This window comes from Nocardioides hankookensis (genome assembly GCF_042658885.1).
Classification (GTDB): domain Bacteria; phylum Actinomycetota; class Actinomycetes; order Propionibacteriales; family Nocardioidaceae; genus Nocardioides; species Nocardioides hankookensis.
Genome location: NZ_JBHSRJ010000005.1, coordinates 297947 through 312881, shown reverse-complemented (window position 1 = coordinate 312881; position 14935 = coordinate 297947). Strand labels below are relative to the sequence as shown.

15 protein-coding genes are annotated in these 14935 nt (G+C 72.7%); 10 read left to right on the top strand and 5 right to left on the bottom strand.

All coding sequences use genetic code 11. The annotated features are described in order from the left end of the window. The first annotated feature begins 31 nt into the window (after positions 1–31). The 3 genes from ACFPYL_RS16075 to ACFPYL_RS16065 are packed head-to-tail and all read left to right on the top strand — an operon-like array spanning position 32 to position 3157. A complete protein-coding gene (locus ACFPYL_RS16075) occupies positions 32–1048 on the top strand; it encodes an acyl-CoA dehydrogenase family protein (RefSeq protein ID WP_379156284.1) in 1017 nt (338 codons plus the stop codon). Between the two features lie 10 nt (positions 1049–1058). Next, complete coding sequence (locus ACFPYL_RS16070; protein WP_379156281.1) at positions 1059–2210, top strand: acyl-CoA dehydrogenase family protein; 1152 nt, start codon at positions 1059–1061, stop codon at positions 2208–2210. Between the two features lie 8 nt (positions 2211–2218). Then, a complete protein-coding gene (locus ACFPYL_RS16065; RefSeq protein WP_379156278.1) occupies positions 2219–3157 on the top strand; it encodes an alpha/beta hydrolase in 939 nt (312 codons plus the stop codon). An 8-nt stretch (positions 3158–3165) separates the two neighbouring features. Here the strand turns inward: ACFPYL_RS16065 and ACFPYL_RS16060 are convergent, their stop codons facing one another. Further along, positions 3166–4371, bottom strand: a complete 1206-nt coding sequence (locus ACFPYL_RS16060; protein ID WP_379156276.1) for a PucR family transcriptional regulator — start codon at positions 4369–4371, stop codon at positions 3166–3168. A gap of 157 nt (positions 4372–4528) precedes the next feature. Between ACFPYL_RS16060 and ACFPYL_RS16055 the strand changes: the two genes are divergently transcribed. The 6 genes from ACFPYL_RS16055 to ACFPYL_RS16030 are packed head-to-tail and all read left to right on the top strand — an operon-like array spanning position 4529 to position 10028. After that, a complete protein-coding gene (locus tag ACFPYL_RS16055) occupies positions 4529–5308 on the top strand; it encodes an ABC transporter ATP-binding protein (protein WP_379156273.1) in 780 nt (259 codons plus the stop codon). After that, on the top strand, positions 5301–6005 hold the full coding sequence (locus tag ACFPYL_RS16050) for an ABC transporter ATP-binding protein (RefSeq protein WP_379156271.1): 705 nt from the start codon (positions 5301–5303) through the stop codon (positions 6003–6005). The genes ACFPYL_RS16055 and ACFPYL_RS16050 overlap by 8 nt, the downstream gene beginning before the upstream one ends. Before the next feature lie 12 nt (positions 6006–6017). Continuing rightward, positions 6018–6896, top strand: a complete 879-nt coding sequence (locus ACFPYL_RS16045; RefSeq protein WP_379156268.1) for a branched-chain amino acid ABC transporter permease — start codon at positions 6018–6020, stop codon at positions 6894–6896. Between the two features lie 2 nt (positions 6897–6898). Further along, the gene (locus ACFPYL_RS16040; RefSeq protein WP_379156265.1) at positions 6899–7951 is read left to right on the top strand and encodes a branched-chain amino acid ABC transporter permease; all 1053 of its coding nucleotides are present in this window, start codon (positions 6899–6901) and stop codon (positions 7949–7951) included. After that, positions 7948–9297, top strand: a complete 1350-nt coding sequence (locus tag ACFPYL_RS16035; protein WP_379156262.1) for an ABC transporter substrate-binding protein — start codon at positions 7948–7950, stop codon at positions 9295–9297. The genes ACFPYL_RS16040 and ACFPYL_RS16035 overlap by 4 nt, the downstream gene beginning before the upstream one ends. Before the next feature lie 50 nt (positions 9298–9347). Further along, entirely contained in the window at positions 9348–10028 is a 681-nt protein-coding gene (locus tag ACFPYL_RS16030; protein WP_379156259.1) for a maleylpyruvate isomerase family mycothiol-dependent enzyme, read from the top strand. A gap of 157 nt (positions 10029–10185) precedes the next feature. On the opposite strand, the gene ACFPYL_RS16025 is transcribed toward ACFPYL_RS16030, so the two are convergent. From ACFPYL_RS16025 to truA, 3 genes are read right to left on the bottom strand one after another with little or no spacing between them, the layout of a single operon-like run. Continuing rightward, entirely contained in the window at positions 10186–10908 is a 723-nt protein-coding gene (locus ACFPYL_RS16025; protein WP_379156256.1) for a hypothetical protein, read from the bottom strand. Positions 10909–10917: 9 nt separating this feature from the next. Then, complete coding sequence (locus tag ACFPYL_RS16020) at positions 10918–11535, bottom strand: class I SAM-dependent methyltransferase (protein ID WP_379156253.1); 618 nt, start codon at positions 11533–11535, stop codon at positions 10918–10920. Beyond that, positions 11528–12328, bottom strand: a complete 801-nt coding sequence (truA, locus tag ACFPYL_RS16015; protein WP_379156250.1) for a tRNA pseudouridine(38-40) synthase TruA — start codon at positions 12326–12328, stop codon at positions 11528–11530. Before truA ends, ACFPYL_RS16020 begins: the two co-directional genes overlap by 8 nt. Before the next feature lie 39 nt (positions 12329–12367). Here truA and ACFPYL_RS16010 point away from each other — a divergent pair, with 39 nt between their 5' ends. Next, on the top strand, positions 12368–14047 hold the full coding sequence (locus tag ACFPYL_RS16010) for an FAD-dependent oxidoreductase (protein WP_379156248.1): 1680 nt from the start codon (positions 12368–12370) through the stop codon (positions 14045–14047). On the opposite strand, the gene ACFPYL_RS16005 is transcribed toward ACFPYL_RS16010, so the two are convergent. After that, positions 14044–14922 (bottom strand): PfkB family carbohydrate kinase, encoded by an 879-nt coding sequence (locus tag ACFPYL_RS16005; protein WP_379156245.1) that lies wholly within the window; start codon positions 14920–14922, stop codon positions 14044–14046. The two genes, ACFPYL_RS16010 and ACFPYL_RS16005, sit on opposite strands and share 4 nt — an antisense overlap. Positions 14923–14935: the final 13 nt, after the last annotated feature.

Sequence of the window (14935 nt, the reverse complement as noted above, 5' to 3'; positions counted from 1 at the left end):
TCCTCCGTCCGACAACGCCGAGGGGACCCCGATGACCTTCACCTCCCCGGCCGACGTCAGCCTGTTGGCCGACGACGTCGAGACCGACCTGCGTGCGTCGGTGCGCAAGGCGATCGACAAGCACGCCCCGCCCGAGCGCGTGAACGGGGTGTACGACGGCAGCGACGACGTCACCGCCCCGCTCTGGTCGGCGTTCACCGAGCTCGGCCTGCCCGGCCTGCTCGTGCCCGAGTCGCTCGGCGGCGCCGGCGCCTCGGCCCGCGAGGCGGCCGCGGTGCTGGAGGAGCTCGGCCGGGCCGCGGCGCCCTCGCCGTTCCTCACGTCTTCCGTGGTGGCCACCACGGTCCTGGTCGCGCTGGGCGACACCGAGATCCTGCCGACGCTGGCGTCGGGCGAGCAGACCGCCGCGCTGCTGGTCGGCCCGCCCGTGGGTCTGCCGGCGGACGTGCTCCTGGTGCCCGAGGGCAACGCGCTGTACGCCGTACGCGGTGCGGCGGTCAGCCCGGTCTCGTCGCTCGACATGACCCGGCCACTCGCCGACGTCGACCTCGACGGAGCCGAGCGGACCCTGGTCTCCGACGACGCCTCCGCCGCGATCGACGCTGCCCTGCTGATGGGCGCCGGGCTGCTCGCTGCGGAGCAGGTCGGCGTGGCCCGCTGGTCGTTGGAGACGACGATCGCCTACCTCAAGGAGCGCCGGCAGTTCGGGCGCATCGTGGGCGGCTTCCAAGCGCTCAAGCACCGGCTGGCCGACCTGTACGCCGAGGTCGAGCAGGCCGACGCGGCCGCCCGCTACGCCGCCGCCACGCTGGCGAGCGGGGACGCCGACGCACCGATCGCGGTGCACGTCGCGGCCGCCTTCTGCAGCGAGGTCGCTGTCCACGCGGCCGAGGAGGCGATCCAGCTCCACGGCGGCCTCGGCATGACCTGGGAGCACCCCGCCCACCTGCACCTCAAGCGGGCCAAGGCCGACGCACTGCTGCTCGGCTCCGCCGAGGCGCACCGGGCCGCGCTCGCCGTGCTCGTCGACCTGCCCGCACCATCCTGAGAGGCATCCCATGGACCTGACCCTGAACGAGGAGCAGCAGGCCTTCCGAGACCTGGCCCGTGAGTTCCTCGACCGCGAGGCGATCCCGCACCGCACCCAGTGGGACCGCGACGAGTCCGTCGACCTCGACATCATCCCCAAGATGGCCGAGATCGGGTTCTTCGGGCTCACCATCCCGGAGGAGTACGGCGGTCTCGGCGGCGACTACCTGACCTACGTGCTCGGCATGGAGGAGCTCGGTCGTGCCGACTCCGCACTGCGCGGCATCGTGTCGGTCTCCAACGGCCTCTTCGGCAAGTCGGTGCTGGGCTTCGGCACCGAGGAGCAGAAGCAGGAGTGGCTGCCCGGCATCGCCGACGGTACCAAGCTCGGCTGCTTCGGCCTGACCGAGCCGGACACCGGCTCCGACGCCGGCAACCTGACCTCGCGTGCCCGCAAGGACGGCGGCGACTACGTCCTCAACGGCCAGAAGCTCTTCATCACCAACGGCACCTGGGCCGACGTGGCGCTGGTCTTCGCGCGCACCAGCGACGACGGACCGCGCGGCGTCTCGGCGTTCCTGGTCCCGACCGACGCCCCTGGCTTCGAGGCCCGCGAGATCAAGGGCAAGCTCGGCCTGCGCGGCCAGGCCACCGCCGAGCTCTTCCTCTCCGACTGCCGCGTGCCCGCCTCGGCGCTGCTCGGCGAGGAGGGCAAGGGCTTCAAGATCGCGATGACCACCCTCGACAAGGGCCGGGTCTCGGTCGCGGCCGGCTGCGTCGGCATCGTGCAGGGCTGCCTGGAGACGTCCGTCGAGTACGCGACGTCCCGCACGCAGTTCGGCAAGCCGCTCGCCGGCTTCCAGCTGGTGCAGGAGCTGATCTCCGACATGTCCGTCGACGCCGACGCGGCCCGGCTGCTGGTCTGGCGCTGCGCCGACCTGATCGACCGCGGCGAGCCCTTCGGTACCGCGGCCTCGAAGGCCAAGCTCTTCGCGTCCGAGGCCGCCGTACGCGCCGCCAACAACGCGATCCAGGTGCACGGCGGTGCCGGGTTCATCGACGAGTACCCGCCCGCGAAGTACCTCCGCGACGCCCGGGTGATGACGCTCTACGAGGGCACCAGCCAGATCCAGAAGCTGCTCATCGGCCGCGCCGAGACCGGCGTCAACGCCTTCGTCTGAGGAGATCCATGCCTGTCGACCCGCACCTCCAGGGGCTGCTCGACCTCATCGAGTCCGCCGGCCTGCCGCCCATGTCGCAGGGCACGCCGGAGGCCGCGCGCGCCGGCTTCCGGGCCCTGACGGTCGACGCCCGGCCGTCCGAGGCACTGCCCGAGGTCGACTCGGTCGAGGAGATCGTCGTCCCCGGCGGCGACGGCGACCGTCCCGCCCGGGTCTACCGGCCGATGGTGCCGGGCCCGCTGCCGACGATCGTGCTGCTGCACGGCGGCGGCTTCGTGATCGGCGACCTCGACACGCACGACCTCACCGCCCGCACGCTCGCGACCGCCTGCGACGCCGTCGTGGTGTCGGTCGACTACCGGCTGGCCCCGGAGGACCCGTGGCCGGCGGGCGTCGAGGACGCGATCGCCGCGACCCGCTGGGCATCCTCGACACTGGAGTCGCTCGGCGGCGACGGTCGCCTGGCGGTCGCCGGCGACAGCGCCGGCGGCAACCTGTCCGCCGTCGTCGCCCAGGCGATGCGTGACGAGGGCGTCGGGCTCGCCGGGCAGCTGCTCCTCTATCCCGTCACGGACGGGCACGGCAGCTATCCCTCCCAGGTCGAGAACGCCACCGGCTACTTCCTCGACGTCGACACGATGGTCTGGTTCGACCAGCAGTACGTCGGGCACCTCCCCGACGTCGACGACCACGACCCACGCCTGGCACCCCTGCACGGCGACCTCACGGGCCTGGCACCCGCGGTCGTCGTGGTCGCGGAGTTCGACCCGCTCCGCGACGACGGCCTGGCGTACGCCGCCGCGCTGTCGGCCGCGGACGTCCCGGTCGAGCTCCGCAGCTTCGACGGGATGATCCACGGCTTCGCCGACATGGGCCGCCACTCCCCCGGCGCCCAGGCCGCGCTCGACGAGACGTGCGCGCTCTTCCGGAAGGTGCTGCACGGCTGAGCCTTGGCTCACCGCCCGTGCGCGAGCAGCCCCAGGCCCAGCAGCAGCTTGTCGCGCGGGTCGGAGAGCGAGCGGCCGGTGAGCTCCTCGATCTGCTTCGCGCGGTAGATCACCGTGTTGCGGTGGCAGTAGAGCGCCTCGGCGGCGTGCTTGGCGGAGCCGTCGTGCTCGAGCAGCGCAGCCAGGGTCTGGCGGAGCGTGTCGGCGACGTGCGGCGGCTGCGCCAGGATCGGGGCGACGGTCTCCCGCACCAGCAGGGCCGCCACCTCCGGGCTCCCGGCGAGCAGCACCTCGGGCAGCCGCTGGCTGACCGCCACGACCGACGGCTCGCCCACCGGGGCGGTGTCGGTCGCGCGCGCGGCGAGCTGGAAGGCGGTCGCGAACCCGGCGACGCCGTCGGGTGACGAGGCCACCGCCACCCGGCCGGTCGCCAGCGGGGACAACAGCTCGGCGAGCTCGGCGTCGCGCGCCAGGTCGCCGGCGAGCAGGCCGAAGTAGAGGCCGCCACGCACGTGCCAGTGCGACACGATCCCGAGCCGCTCGAGCGGGTCGGTCGGCGCGATGAGCGGCTCCTCCAGCGACCCGTCGTACGGCGCGACGACGCAGGCGACCGTCATCTCGGGGCCGATGCCGAGCACCTCGCGGGCGTCGGCGGCGAAACCCGGGTCGGCGCCGCGACCCTCGACCAGCGCGTCGAGGATGCTCTGCTGCCGCTGGAGGTCACGCCGGTGCAGCCGCACGCTCTCGCGGCGGTAGGCCTCGATGAAGACGGCGTTCTGCACGTCGAGCGCGGACCACACCTGCTGGCCCGCGACGAGCAGCACCTGCTCGTCGATGTTGTCGCGGGCGCCCTGCGTGAGCAGCGCCTCCCAGAGCACGCGGGTCCCCAGCGTGTAGGCGTTGAGCACCATCTCCATCGGGATCCCCTGCCGGGCCCGGCGACGCCCGGTCTGGCGCCACAGCTCCGCGGTGCCGTGGGTGGCGTTGTCGACGCCGGCCATCGCCTCGATCCCGCGCCGGATGTGGTCACGGGTGCTCGCCCGGACGTCGGCCTGGAACTCCGGGCCGGTCCGCTCGTAGACCTCCGGGTCCTTCTCCAGCAGCGAGAGGCAGATGTCGTCGGCGATCGCCTCGGACTGTCCCAGGACGGACATCCAGGCCTCGGCCACCTGGGCATCGAGGGCAGGCGTCACCTCCCCGGAGAACGGACGCATGCAGGCACCTTCGCACTCGGAGCACAAATCGCGCCACCACCCAGCGCACCACGGGGCGCTCCGCCCGACATGCGCTGTGCCCTGCGCCCAGTGCGCAACCTGTGCGCTCAGACCAAGGTGGTGCCCGTCACATCCGGGTGGTGAGGGAGGTACGGCGATGGGCGACGCTCGTCCCGGCCTCGCGATGCAGGACATCACCGTCACCTTCGGTGGGCTCACCGCACTGTCGGGCGTCTCGCTCGAGGCCCGCCCGCACGAGGTGCTCGGCGTGATCGGCCCCAACGGCGCCGGCAAGACCACGCTCTTCAACGTCGCGTGCGGGTTCGTGCGCCCCGACTCCGGCTCGCTCTCGTGGGGCGGCCAGGGACTGCCCCGGCTCCGGCCGCACGACCTCGCCGGCCTCGGCATCTCGCGCACCCTCCAGGGCCTCGGTCTCTTCGACCGGATGACGGTGCTCGACAACGTGCTGGTCGGTGCCGACCGGGACGCGCGGTCCCGCTTCTGGTCCGACCTGCTGTCGCTCCCCCGCTCGACCCGCGACGAGGCCCGGCTCCGGGACCGTGCCCGGGGCGTCCTCGACGAGCTCGACGTCGCGTCGTACGCCGACCGCTACCCCGCGAGCCTGCCCTACGCCGTGCGCAAGAAGGTCGCACTCGCCCGCGCCCTGGTCTCCGAGCCCGAGCTGCTGCTCCTCGACGAGCCCGCCAGCGGGCTCTCCGACACCGAGATGTCCGACCTCGGGACGCTCCTGCGCGGCCTCACCGACCGGATGGCCGTGATGCTCGTGGAGCACCACATGGACCTGGTCATGTCGGTCTGCGACGACCTGGTGGTCCTCGACTTCGGCCGGGTGATCGCGACCGGCAGCCCCGCCGAGGTGCGCGACGACCCGGCGGTGCAGGCCGCCTACCTCGGCGAGGCGGTCACCGATGCTTGAGGTCCGCGAGCTCTCGACGTCGTACGGCGCGGTCCGCGCCCTGAGCGACGTCAGCTTCACCGCCGCCCACGGCGAGGTGACCGCCGTGCTCGGCGCCAACGGTGCCGGCAAGACCACGCTGCTGCGCACGATCACCGGGCTGGTGCGCGCCCAGGGCGGGAGCGCGACGTACGACGGCCGCGAGCTCACCCGCACCGCGCCTGAGCTGATGCCGAGCCTCGGCATCGCCCACGTCCCCGAGGGCCGCGGTGTGATCACCGAGCTGACCGTCGAGGAGAACCTCCGCCTCGGCGGCCTCGGCCGCGGCGGCCGCGTCAAGCCCGAGGACCTCGAGCGGATCTACGCCCTCTTCCCCGCGCTCGCCGACCGTCGCGCGGCGCTCGCGCACGTGCTCTCCGGCGGCGAGCGGCAGATGCTCGTCCTCGGACGGGCCCTGATGGCCGAGCCCTCCGTGCTGCTGCTCGACGAGCCGTCCCTCGGCCTCGCCCCCCGGATCGTGGCCCAGCTCTTCGAGCTCGTCCAGTCCCTCGTCGTCGACCAGGGGCTCACGGTGCTGCTGGTCGAGCAGAACGCCCGCAGCGCCCTGTCCATCGCCCACCGCGGCGTCGTGCTCAGCCTCGGCCGGGTCGTCGTCGACGAGCGCGCCGAGGTGCTGGCCGGCGACGACCAGCTCCGGCACGCCTACCTCGGATTCTGACGGGAGCCGATCGTGCAGCAGTTCGTCAACACGGTCCTGGGAGGCCTGACGCTCGGCATGGTCTACGCCGCCTTCGCGCTGGCGCTGGTGCTGATCTGGCGCTCCACCCGGATCGTGAACTTCGCCCAGGCGCCGATGGCCATGGTCACGACGTTCATCGCGCTCCAGATCATCGAGGGCGGCCACTCGTACTGGCTCGCGTTCGCGGCCGCCCTGGTCGCGGGCCTCGTCCTCGGCGCCGTGGTCGAGCGGGTCCTGATCCGGCCGGTCGAGGGCAAGGCGGAGATCAACGCCGTCATCCTGACGCTCGGGCTCTTCATCGTGCTCCACGCCCTGGCGTCGGTCGTCTTCGGCAACCGCTACCGGTCCTTCCCCGCCGCGTTCGGTATCCGCGGCCTGGAGGTCGGCGACACCACGATCGCCCTGACCGGTTTCGACATCTTCACGATCCTGGCGGTGCTGGCCGTGATGGGCCTGCTGGTGCTGCTCTTCCGCTTCACCGACCTCGGCCTGCGGATGCGCGCGGCCGCGTTCAACCAGGAGGTGGCCCGGCTGCTCGGCGTACGCGTCGGCCGGATGCTCACCCTGGGCTGGGCTCTCGCCTCCCTGGTCGGCTCGCTGGCCGGCCTCCTCATCGCGGGTGGCAGCCTCGTGCACCCGGGCTACATGGACGCCGTCGTGGTCTACGGCTTCGTGGCCGCGGTGCTCGGCGGCCTCGACAGTCCCGCGGGCGCGGTCGTCGGCGGCCTGCTGCTGGGCCTCTCGCTCAGCCTCGTCTCCGGGTACGTCGGGTCCCAGCTGGTCGCCCTCGCGGCGCTGGCGATCCTGATGGCGGTGCTGCTGCTGCGGCCGCAGGGCCTCTTCTCCCAGGCCCGCGAACGGCGGGTGTGAGGATGCAGGCCCGCATCGGAAGAGTCCTCGCCCAGCCGGTGGTGCTGGCCGCGCTCGGCGTGGTCGTGATCGTCCTGGTGCTCACCACCGTCGACGACTTCCGCTCCGTCCAGCTCACGCAGATGGCCTACCTCGGCATCGCCGCCGGCGGCCTGACGGTGCTGACCGGCCTCAACGGCCAGATCTCCCTGGGGCACGGCGCCTTGATGGCGATCGGCGCCTACACGACGGCGCTGCTGCTCCAGGACGACGAGCCGGTGCTGCCGCTCCTCGGAGTCCTCGTCGTCGCGACCGTCGTGACCCTCGTCGTCGGCGCCGCGATCGGCGTCGCCGCGGCGCGGCTGCACGGCCCCTACCTCGCCGGTGCCACCCTGGCCCTGGCCGTCGCCGTGCCCGGTATCGCGCTCTACTTCGGTGAGACGCTCGGCGGCGAGCAGGGGCTCCGGGTTCGGGTCCCGGACGCACCCGACTGGGTGCTCGACGCGGCGTACTTCGTCACCGGCCAGGACCTCACCCCCAGCAAGTACGTCGCTTTCCTCGGCTGGGGCGTCCTGGTCGTCACCTACCTCGGGCTCGCGCACCTCTCCCGCGGCCGGGTCGGCCGCCGGTGGCGCGCCGTACGCGACGACGAGGTCGCGGCCGAGGTGGCCGGCATCTCCCTGGGCCGGGCCCGGGTGTCCGCGTTCGTGGTCAGCGCGGCCGCGGCCGGGGCCGCCGGGTTCGTGATGGCGCTGTCGGTGCGCCTGGCCGCACCCAGCGGCTACTCCCTGACGTTGAGCCTCACCCTCCTGACCGCCGTGGTGCTCGGCGGCCTCGGCAGCCTGACCGGCGCCCTCCTCGGCGCCGCGCTGCTGACGTTCCTGCCGCAGGTGGTCACCGACGCCGGCGTCTCCGCCGGCCTCGACGACATCCGCGCGGCCGAGCTCGCGCCGCTCATCTACGGCCTGGTGCTGGTGGCCGTGATCCTGCTCGCTCCCGCCGGCCTCGTCGGCAGCCTCCGTCTCGCGTGGCACCGGCCGCGCAGGACCACCACCTCGAAGGGAGAACCCAGATGAACTCATGGCGCAGGAGGTTGGTCGGCACGACCGGCGTCCTCACCTCGTTGGTCCTGGTCGCCGCGTGCGGCGCCGGCGGCCGCAGCGACGACGACGGTGACGGTGACGGCGACGCGGGATCCACCGTCGGTGTCACCGACGACTCGATCGCGATCGGCGGCACGTTCCCGCTGACCGGCGTGGCCGCCCCCGGCTACAGCGAGATCCCGACCGGTGCGAAGGCCTACTTCGACTTCGTCAACGCCGCCGGCGGTGTCAACGGCCGCCAGATCGACTTCACGGTCAAGGACGACGGCTACGACCCCACCAAGACCAGCAGCCTCACCAACGAGCTGGTGCTCAAGGACCAGGTGTTCGCCACGGTGGGCTCGCTCGGCACGCCGACGCACAGTGCGGTCGTCGACTTCCTCAACGACGAGGAGGTGCCCGACCTCTTCGTCTCGTCCGGTTCGCTCGGCTGGGGCGAGGACCCGGAGTCGCGCCCGATGACCTTCGGCTGGCAGCCCGACTACGAGATCGAGGGCAAGGTCATCGGCCAGTACGTCGCCGACAACATGCCCGACGCCAAGGTCGGCCTCTTTCTCCAGGACGACGACTTCGGTGAGGACGCCGAGAAGGGCGTGCGGCAGTACGTCGACGACCAGATCGTCGACGTCCAGCGCTACACCTCCGGCAACACCGACGTGGGCCCGCAGATCGCGGCGCTCCAGGCGAAGAAGCCCGACATCGTGCTGGCGTTCACGACCCCGTCGTACACGGCGCTGGCCCAGCTGACCTCGCTCTCGCTGGGCTTCAAGCCGCAGTGGTACGTCTCCAACGTCGGCTCCGACCCGGCCCTGGTCGGCGGGCTGCTGGCGAAGTTCTCCGAGGGCAAGGTGCCCGGCGACGCCTCGGCGCTCAACGGCGTGATGTCGTCCGAGTACATCCCCGGCATCGACGCCCCGGACAACGCCTGGGTCAAGCTCTGGCAGAAGGTCTGGGACCAGAACGGCGGGCAGGGCGAGCTCACCAACTACCGGATCTACGGCATGTCCTGGGCCTACACGTTCGTCCAGGCGCTCCAGGCCGCCGGCAAGGACCTGACGCGTGAGGGCCTGGTCGACGCGCTCGAGCAGGTCGGCTCCTCGCTCGAGGGGCCGAACCTCGCGCCGTACCGCTACAGCGACGACAGCCACCTCGGCATCTCCGGCATGGAGCTGGTCAAGCTCGAGAACGGCAAGGGTGAGCCGCTCACCAAGGTCCTGACGACCGACGTCGGCGACGCCGAGATCACCGAGGACGGCTCCGGCCAGGCCGACGACGCCCCGCCGGAGAGCGGCATCCCGGACGTCGACCCCGTGGACTGAGTCCTGGGGTGGGTCCCGGGTCGTCCGTCGCGGCTGGAACAATTCCGGTCGTGACGGACGACTGGGAGCACCTGCTGGCGGCGGCGACCTCGGCCTTCGCGGACGTCCTCGAGGACTCCGAGGCCACCGACCCCGTCCCCTCCTGCCCGGGCTGGACCGTGGCCGACCTCGTCGACCACCTCGGCGGCGTGCACCAGTGGGCGTGGCACGCCGTGGTCTTCGGCAACGCCGACGGCCAGCCGGAGCCGGCGCCGGCCGACCCCGCCGAGCTCGTGGGCTGGTACGCCGGGCACGCGGGCTCGCTCCGCGACGCGCTGGCCGCCGCCGGACCGACGGGACCGGCCTGGACGTTCGGCACCGAGTCGACCGCCGGCTGGTGGCTGCGGCGCCAGACCCACGAGACCCGGATGCACACCCGCGACCTCCTCGAGGCCGGCGGCTGGGTCGACGAGTGGGAGCTGGCCCCCGAGCTGGCCTGGGACGGCGTGCACGAGGTCGCGACCGAGTTCTACCCCCGCCAGGTGCGGCTCGGTCGCACCGAGCCGATCCCCGGCACCCTGCACCTGGTCGCCGCCGACCTCCCCGGCTCCACGCCCGTCCGCATCGGCGAGGCCGAGCCGGTGGTCGAGGTGGTCGCGCCCGCGGCCGACGTCCTGCTCATGCTGTGGCACCGGCAGGAGTGCGCGGATCCCGCGGCCGCCGCCCTGCTCGCGCTGCCGATCGCGCCCTGAGCTGAGCCGCGACCCCCACCGGCGACCTGGGTCGGAGGGTGGTCGGATCCCACATGCACGCACGTGTGTTCATGCTGAACGCACGTGCGTGCACACGTCCACGTCACCCTCGAGCGCCCGGTCCGGTGCGGATGGGCCGTCCGACTCAGGACGCGAACTAGAGAAACGCGGTCGCCATCGCGCTGAGGGCGGCGCCGACGACGATCGACAGCAGGAAGGCCCGGCCACCCGTCAGTCGACGTCCGAGGTCCGGCCGCGGTCGTGGCGAGAGCGCGCCGCCGAGCGTCAGGAAGGCGACGAACCCCAGCGGCGGCGCCGTCGACATCATCCAGAACCACGCCCAGCGCGTCGCCCGACGCGGCTGGGGACCTGCGATCAGCAGCAGCAGGCCTCCGAGACCGAGCACCACCGTCACGACCGAGGTCCACTGGGGCAGGCGCCAGCCGTGCACCTCGTAGTAGTCCGGGAAATCGTGGGGTCGTCGCTCGACCGAGATGTCCGGATCGAGCCATGCCAGGTCTCGCTCGACGCTGTAGACCACCGGCAGCCCGGCAGGCGTCACCGTCCATCGCAGTGGGTGCTGCTCGATGACGGTGGCCTGGTGGCCGATCGCCCCCTCCCGCCAGTGCACGGTCACGCCCTGTCGTCCTCGGAAGGACTCCGAGATCCCGCCCGTCACGACCACCGATCGCACGTCACCGCTGGCGACCGCGTGCTGCAGCTCGTCGTACGTCGAGGCCCGCTCACCGGCGAGCAGACCGGTGGCGAGCAGCGCGGCACTGCAGAGGAGCAGCGCCCAGGCGATGCCGCAGAATGCAAGGTGTCGCAGCGGCTGCGGAGGCGTCGTCCGCACAGGCGCCGCGATCGCCTCGAGAGTCATGGGCGCAACCTAGCCTCGATCGGCCGGGCGCGTCTCGAGGACGCGGAAGCCCTTCGCGCTGGCGAGCCGCTCGGTCGGGAAGCCCCGCTCCCCCAGCCACCGCTGGAGCGAATCGGCACCGAGGTTCTTGCCGACGACCATCACCGCCCGGCCACCCGGCACGAGCCGGGGCAGCCAGGTGAGCAACAGGTCGTGCAGGGCGTCCTTGCCGATCCGGATCGGCGGGTTGGACCAGATCTCGTCGTACACGTCGCCCCCCGGCACCTGCTCGGGCCGGCAGGCGACGAAGCGGCCGTGGACGCCCAGAGTGCGGGCGTTCTCGTTGGCCAGTGCGATCGCGCGGTCGTTGACGTCGACGGCGGTGACCGTGGCGAGGGGTACGGCGGCGGCGATCGCCAGCCCGATCACGCCGTACCCGCAGCCGAGGTCGAGGAAGCGGCCCTGCGCGGGCGGCTCGACCTCGCGGAAGAGGATCGCCGTCGCGTGGTCGAGGTGACCACGGCTGAAGACGCCCGCCCCGCTGACCAGGGTCAGCTCGTGGCCCCACACCTCGCAGGTGAAGGACTCGCGCGTGAACGGCACCGACGGGTCGGCGCTGAAGTAGTGCTCATCCTCGGACTCAGGCATCGGCCACCCTCTTCGCTCGCGTCTGCTCGGCCCGCGCGCCCAGCTCGTCGTCGGCGGGGTAGACGACCTCCTCGAGCGTGAGGCCGTGCGCGTGCACGACCGCCACGGCCGGGTTGCGGGCCTCGGCGCGCAGGATCTCGCCGGCCCACGCGACCGGTTGCCGGCCCTCGCCGACGGCGATCAGGCAGCCGACCAGGGCGCGCACCATGCTGTGGCAGAACGCGTCGGCGACGACGGTGCCGACCGCGACGCCTGACTCGTCACGCACCCACGACAGCTCCTCGAGCGTGCGGATCGTCGTGGCCCCCTCACGCTGCTTGCAGAAGGACGCGAAGTCCTGGCGTCCGACGAGCAGCGCCGCCGCGGCGTTCATGGCGTCGAGGTCCAGCGGACGCGGCCAGGCGAGCACCTCGCGCCGGGTCAGTGGGTCGACCGCGGCCGGGGTGTCGGCGATCCGGTAGGCGTAGCGCCGGCGCAGCGCGCCGAACCGCGCGTCGAAGCCGGCCGGCGCCTCGACCGCACGCCGCACCCGCACGTCGGGGGCCAGGACGCCGTTGAGGCGTCGTACCAGCCTCTCCAGGTCGGGTGCCTGCTCGACGTCGAGGTGCACGACCTGGCCGCGGGCGTGGACCCCCGCGTCGGTGCGTCCCGCGCAGACGACCGCGACCGACCCGACCCGCAGGATCGTCGCGAGCGCCGCCTCCAGCTCGCCCTGGACGGTGCGCAACCGCGGCTGGGTCGCCCAGCCGTGGAAGTCCGTGCCGTCGTAGGCGAGGTCGAGACGGATGCGCACGGTGGGCAATCCTATTGCGCTGCTCTCTAGGCTTCTCATGTGAGCACTCCGATGCCGGCCATCGTGCTGATCTCCGAGGAGCACCCGACCGAGATGGTCGCGGGTTTCGCCCGCTACACCCACGAGTACGACGTCCGCGTGACGGGCTCGCTCCGCGAGGCGCTGACGACGACCCACGACATCGTCGCCGAGGGCGGCACCGTCGCCCTCTTCGTCACCGAGTCGGTGCTCCCCGACGCCGACGTGCACATGGCGTTCCACAAGCTGCGCGAGAAGGTCCCGACCGCCCGCCGCCTCGTCGCGGCGCACTGGGACCGCTTCATCACCGACGCACCGGCGCTGCGCCCCGGCATGGCCAAGGGCAAGTTCGACGCCTACCTGCTGATGCCGCGCGGCGTGCGCGACGAGGAGTTCCACAACGCGATCACCGACCTGCTCTCCGACTGGGGCTCCACGGTGCCGGACCCGGAGATCGTGTCGATCAAGATCATCTCCCCGACCCGCGACGGGCTCACCCTCGCGATCCGCGACTTCCTCGACCGGATGGGCATGCCCAGCGGCGTCTACGCCCCCGACAGCGAGGCCGGACGGTTCGTGCTGGACCTCTACGACGGCGAGGTCGGTTTCCCGCTCGTCTACGCACCCAGCCGGGGCACGATCGTGGCCACCTCGGTGCGAGACGTCGCGATCACGATGTACGGCGCGCCCACCGAGATCGACCTCGACCACGTCGTCGACGTCGCAGTCGTCGGCGGCGGCCCGGCCGGTCTCGCGGCCGCGGTCTACGCCTCGTCCGAGGGCCTCAACACGGTCCTGCTGGAGGCCGAGGCAATCGGCGGCCAGGCCGGCACCAGCTCGATGATCCGCAACTACCTGGGCTTCCCGCGCGGCATCTCCGGCATGCGGCTCGCCCAGCGCGCCCGCAACCAGGCGCTGCGCTTCGGCACCCGCTTCTTCACCGGCCAGGTCGTCGACGAGCTGCGCGTGGGCCTCGAGGGCGAGCCGCACGTGCTCTGCACCGAGAGCGGCGAGGTCCGGGCCCGCTCGGTCGTGATCACCAGCGGCGTCGCCTACCGCAAGCTCCGCGTCGACCCGATCGAGGAGCTGGTCGGGATGGGCGTCTACTACGGCGCCGCGATGACGGCCGCACGCGAGATGGAGGACCAGGACGTCTTCGTGGTCGGGGGCGGCAACTCCGCCGGCCAGGCCGCCGTCCACCTGGCCCGCTTCGCCCGCTCGGTCACGATCCTGGTCCGGCGCCCCGACCTCGCTGAGACGATGTCGGCGTACCTGATCGGCGAGATCGAGTACAACTCCCGGATCACCGTGCGCACCTGCTGCCAGGTCGTCGACGGCGGCGGCGACGGCCGGCTCGAGTGGCTGGGCCTCGAGGACGTCCGCACCGGCCAGGTCGACCGGGTGCCGGCGTACGGCCTCTTCCTGCTGCTCGGTGCCGAGCCCCAGTGCGACTGGCTGCCGCACGATGTCGCCCGCGACGAGCGCGGCTTCGTGCTCACCGGCCGCGACGTGCCGCGGGACCAGTGGTCCGACGGCCTGCCGCCCGAGAACCTCGCCACCACCGTCCCCGGGGTCTTCGCCGCCGGCGACATCCGCTCCGGTTCGATGAAGCGGGTGGCGTCCGCCAGCGGCGAGGGCGCCTCGGTGGTGCCCCTCGTGCACGCGTGGCTCGCGCCCGCCCCGGAGGAGCAGACGGTCTAGAGCTCGGAGCGGTACGGCGGGTCCGCGCCCGGCCGGGACACGGTCACGGCCGCGGCGCGGGCCGCATGCGCGAGGATCCCCTCGATCTCGCCGGTGGTCAGGTCCGCGACCTTCCGGTCCCACAGCGCGTCGATGACCGCGGCCCCGAAGGTGTCGCCGGCCCCGATGGTGTCGGCCACCTCGACCGGCAGCGACGCCACCTCGACCGTGCCCCCGACGCTCACCCAGGTTGCTCCCTCGCCGCCCCGGGTGACCACGACCGCGGCCGGTCCGAGCGCCAGCAGGTGCGCGGCTGCCTCGGCGATCCCGAGCTGTGGGTAGAGGTTGTCCAGGTCCTCGTCGGAGGCCTTGACCAGATCGGCGACCGCCACCATCCGCTCCACCCGTGCCACCAGGTCGGGGCCGGTGCCGGTGATCGCGGGGCGGGCGTTGATGTCGTAGCTGATCGTCGCCGAGCCGCGCAGCCCGGTGACGAGGTCCAGCACCTGCCCGGCGCCCGGCTCGAGCACGGCGCCGATCGAGCACACGTGCACGGCCACCGGGTCCCCGGTCTCCACCTCTCCCAGCCGCCAGTCCAGGTCGAAGTCGTACGACGCGGAGCCGTCTGCCCCGATCGTCGCCGCCGCGGTCGCGGTCCGCTCCAGCACCTGCGGGTCGCTCGCCATCGCGACACCCGCCCCGGCGAGGTGCTCGGCGAGGACGGCTCCGCGGGCGTCGTCGGCCCACGCCGTCACGAACCGCACCGGGCGGCCCAGCCGCGCGAGCGCCACGGCCACGTTGGCGGCACTGCCCCCGGCGTACTCCCGCGTCGACCCGTCCGCGGCGTGCACGATGTCGACCAGGGCCTCGCCCACCACCAGCACGTCACGATCCATGCCCTGTCTCTAC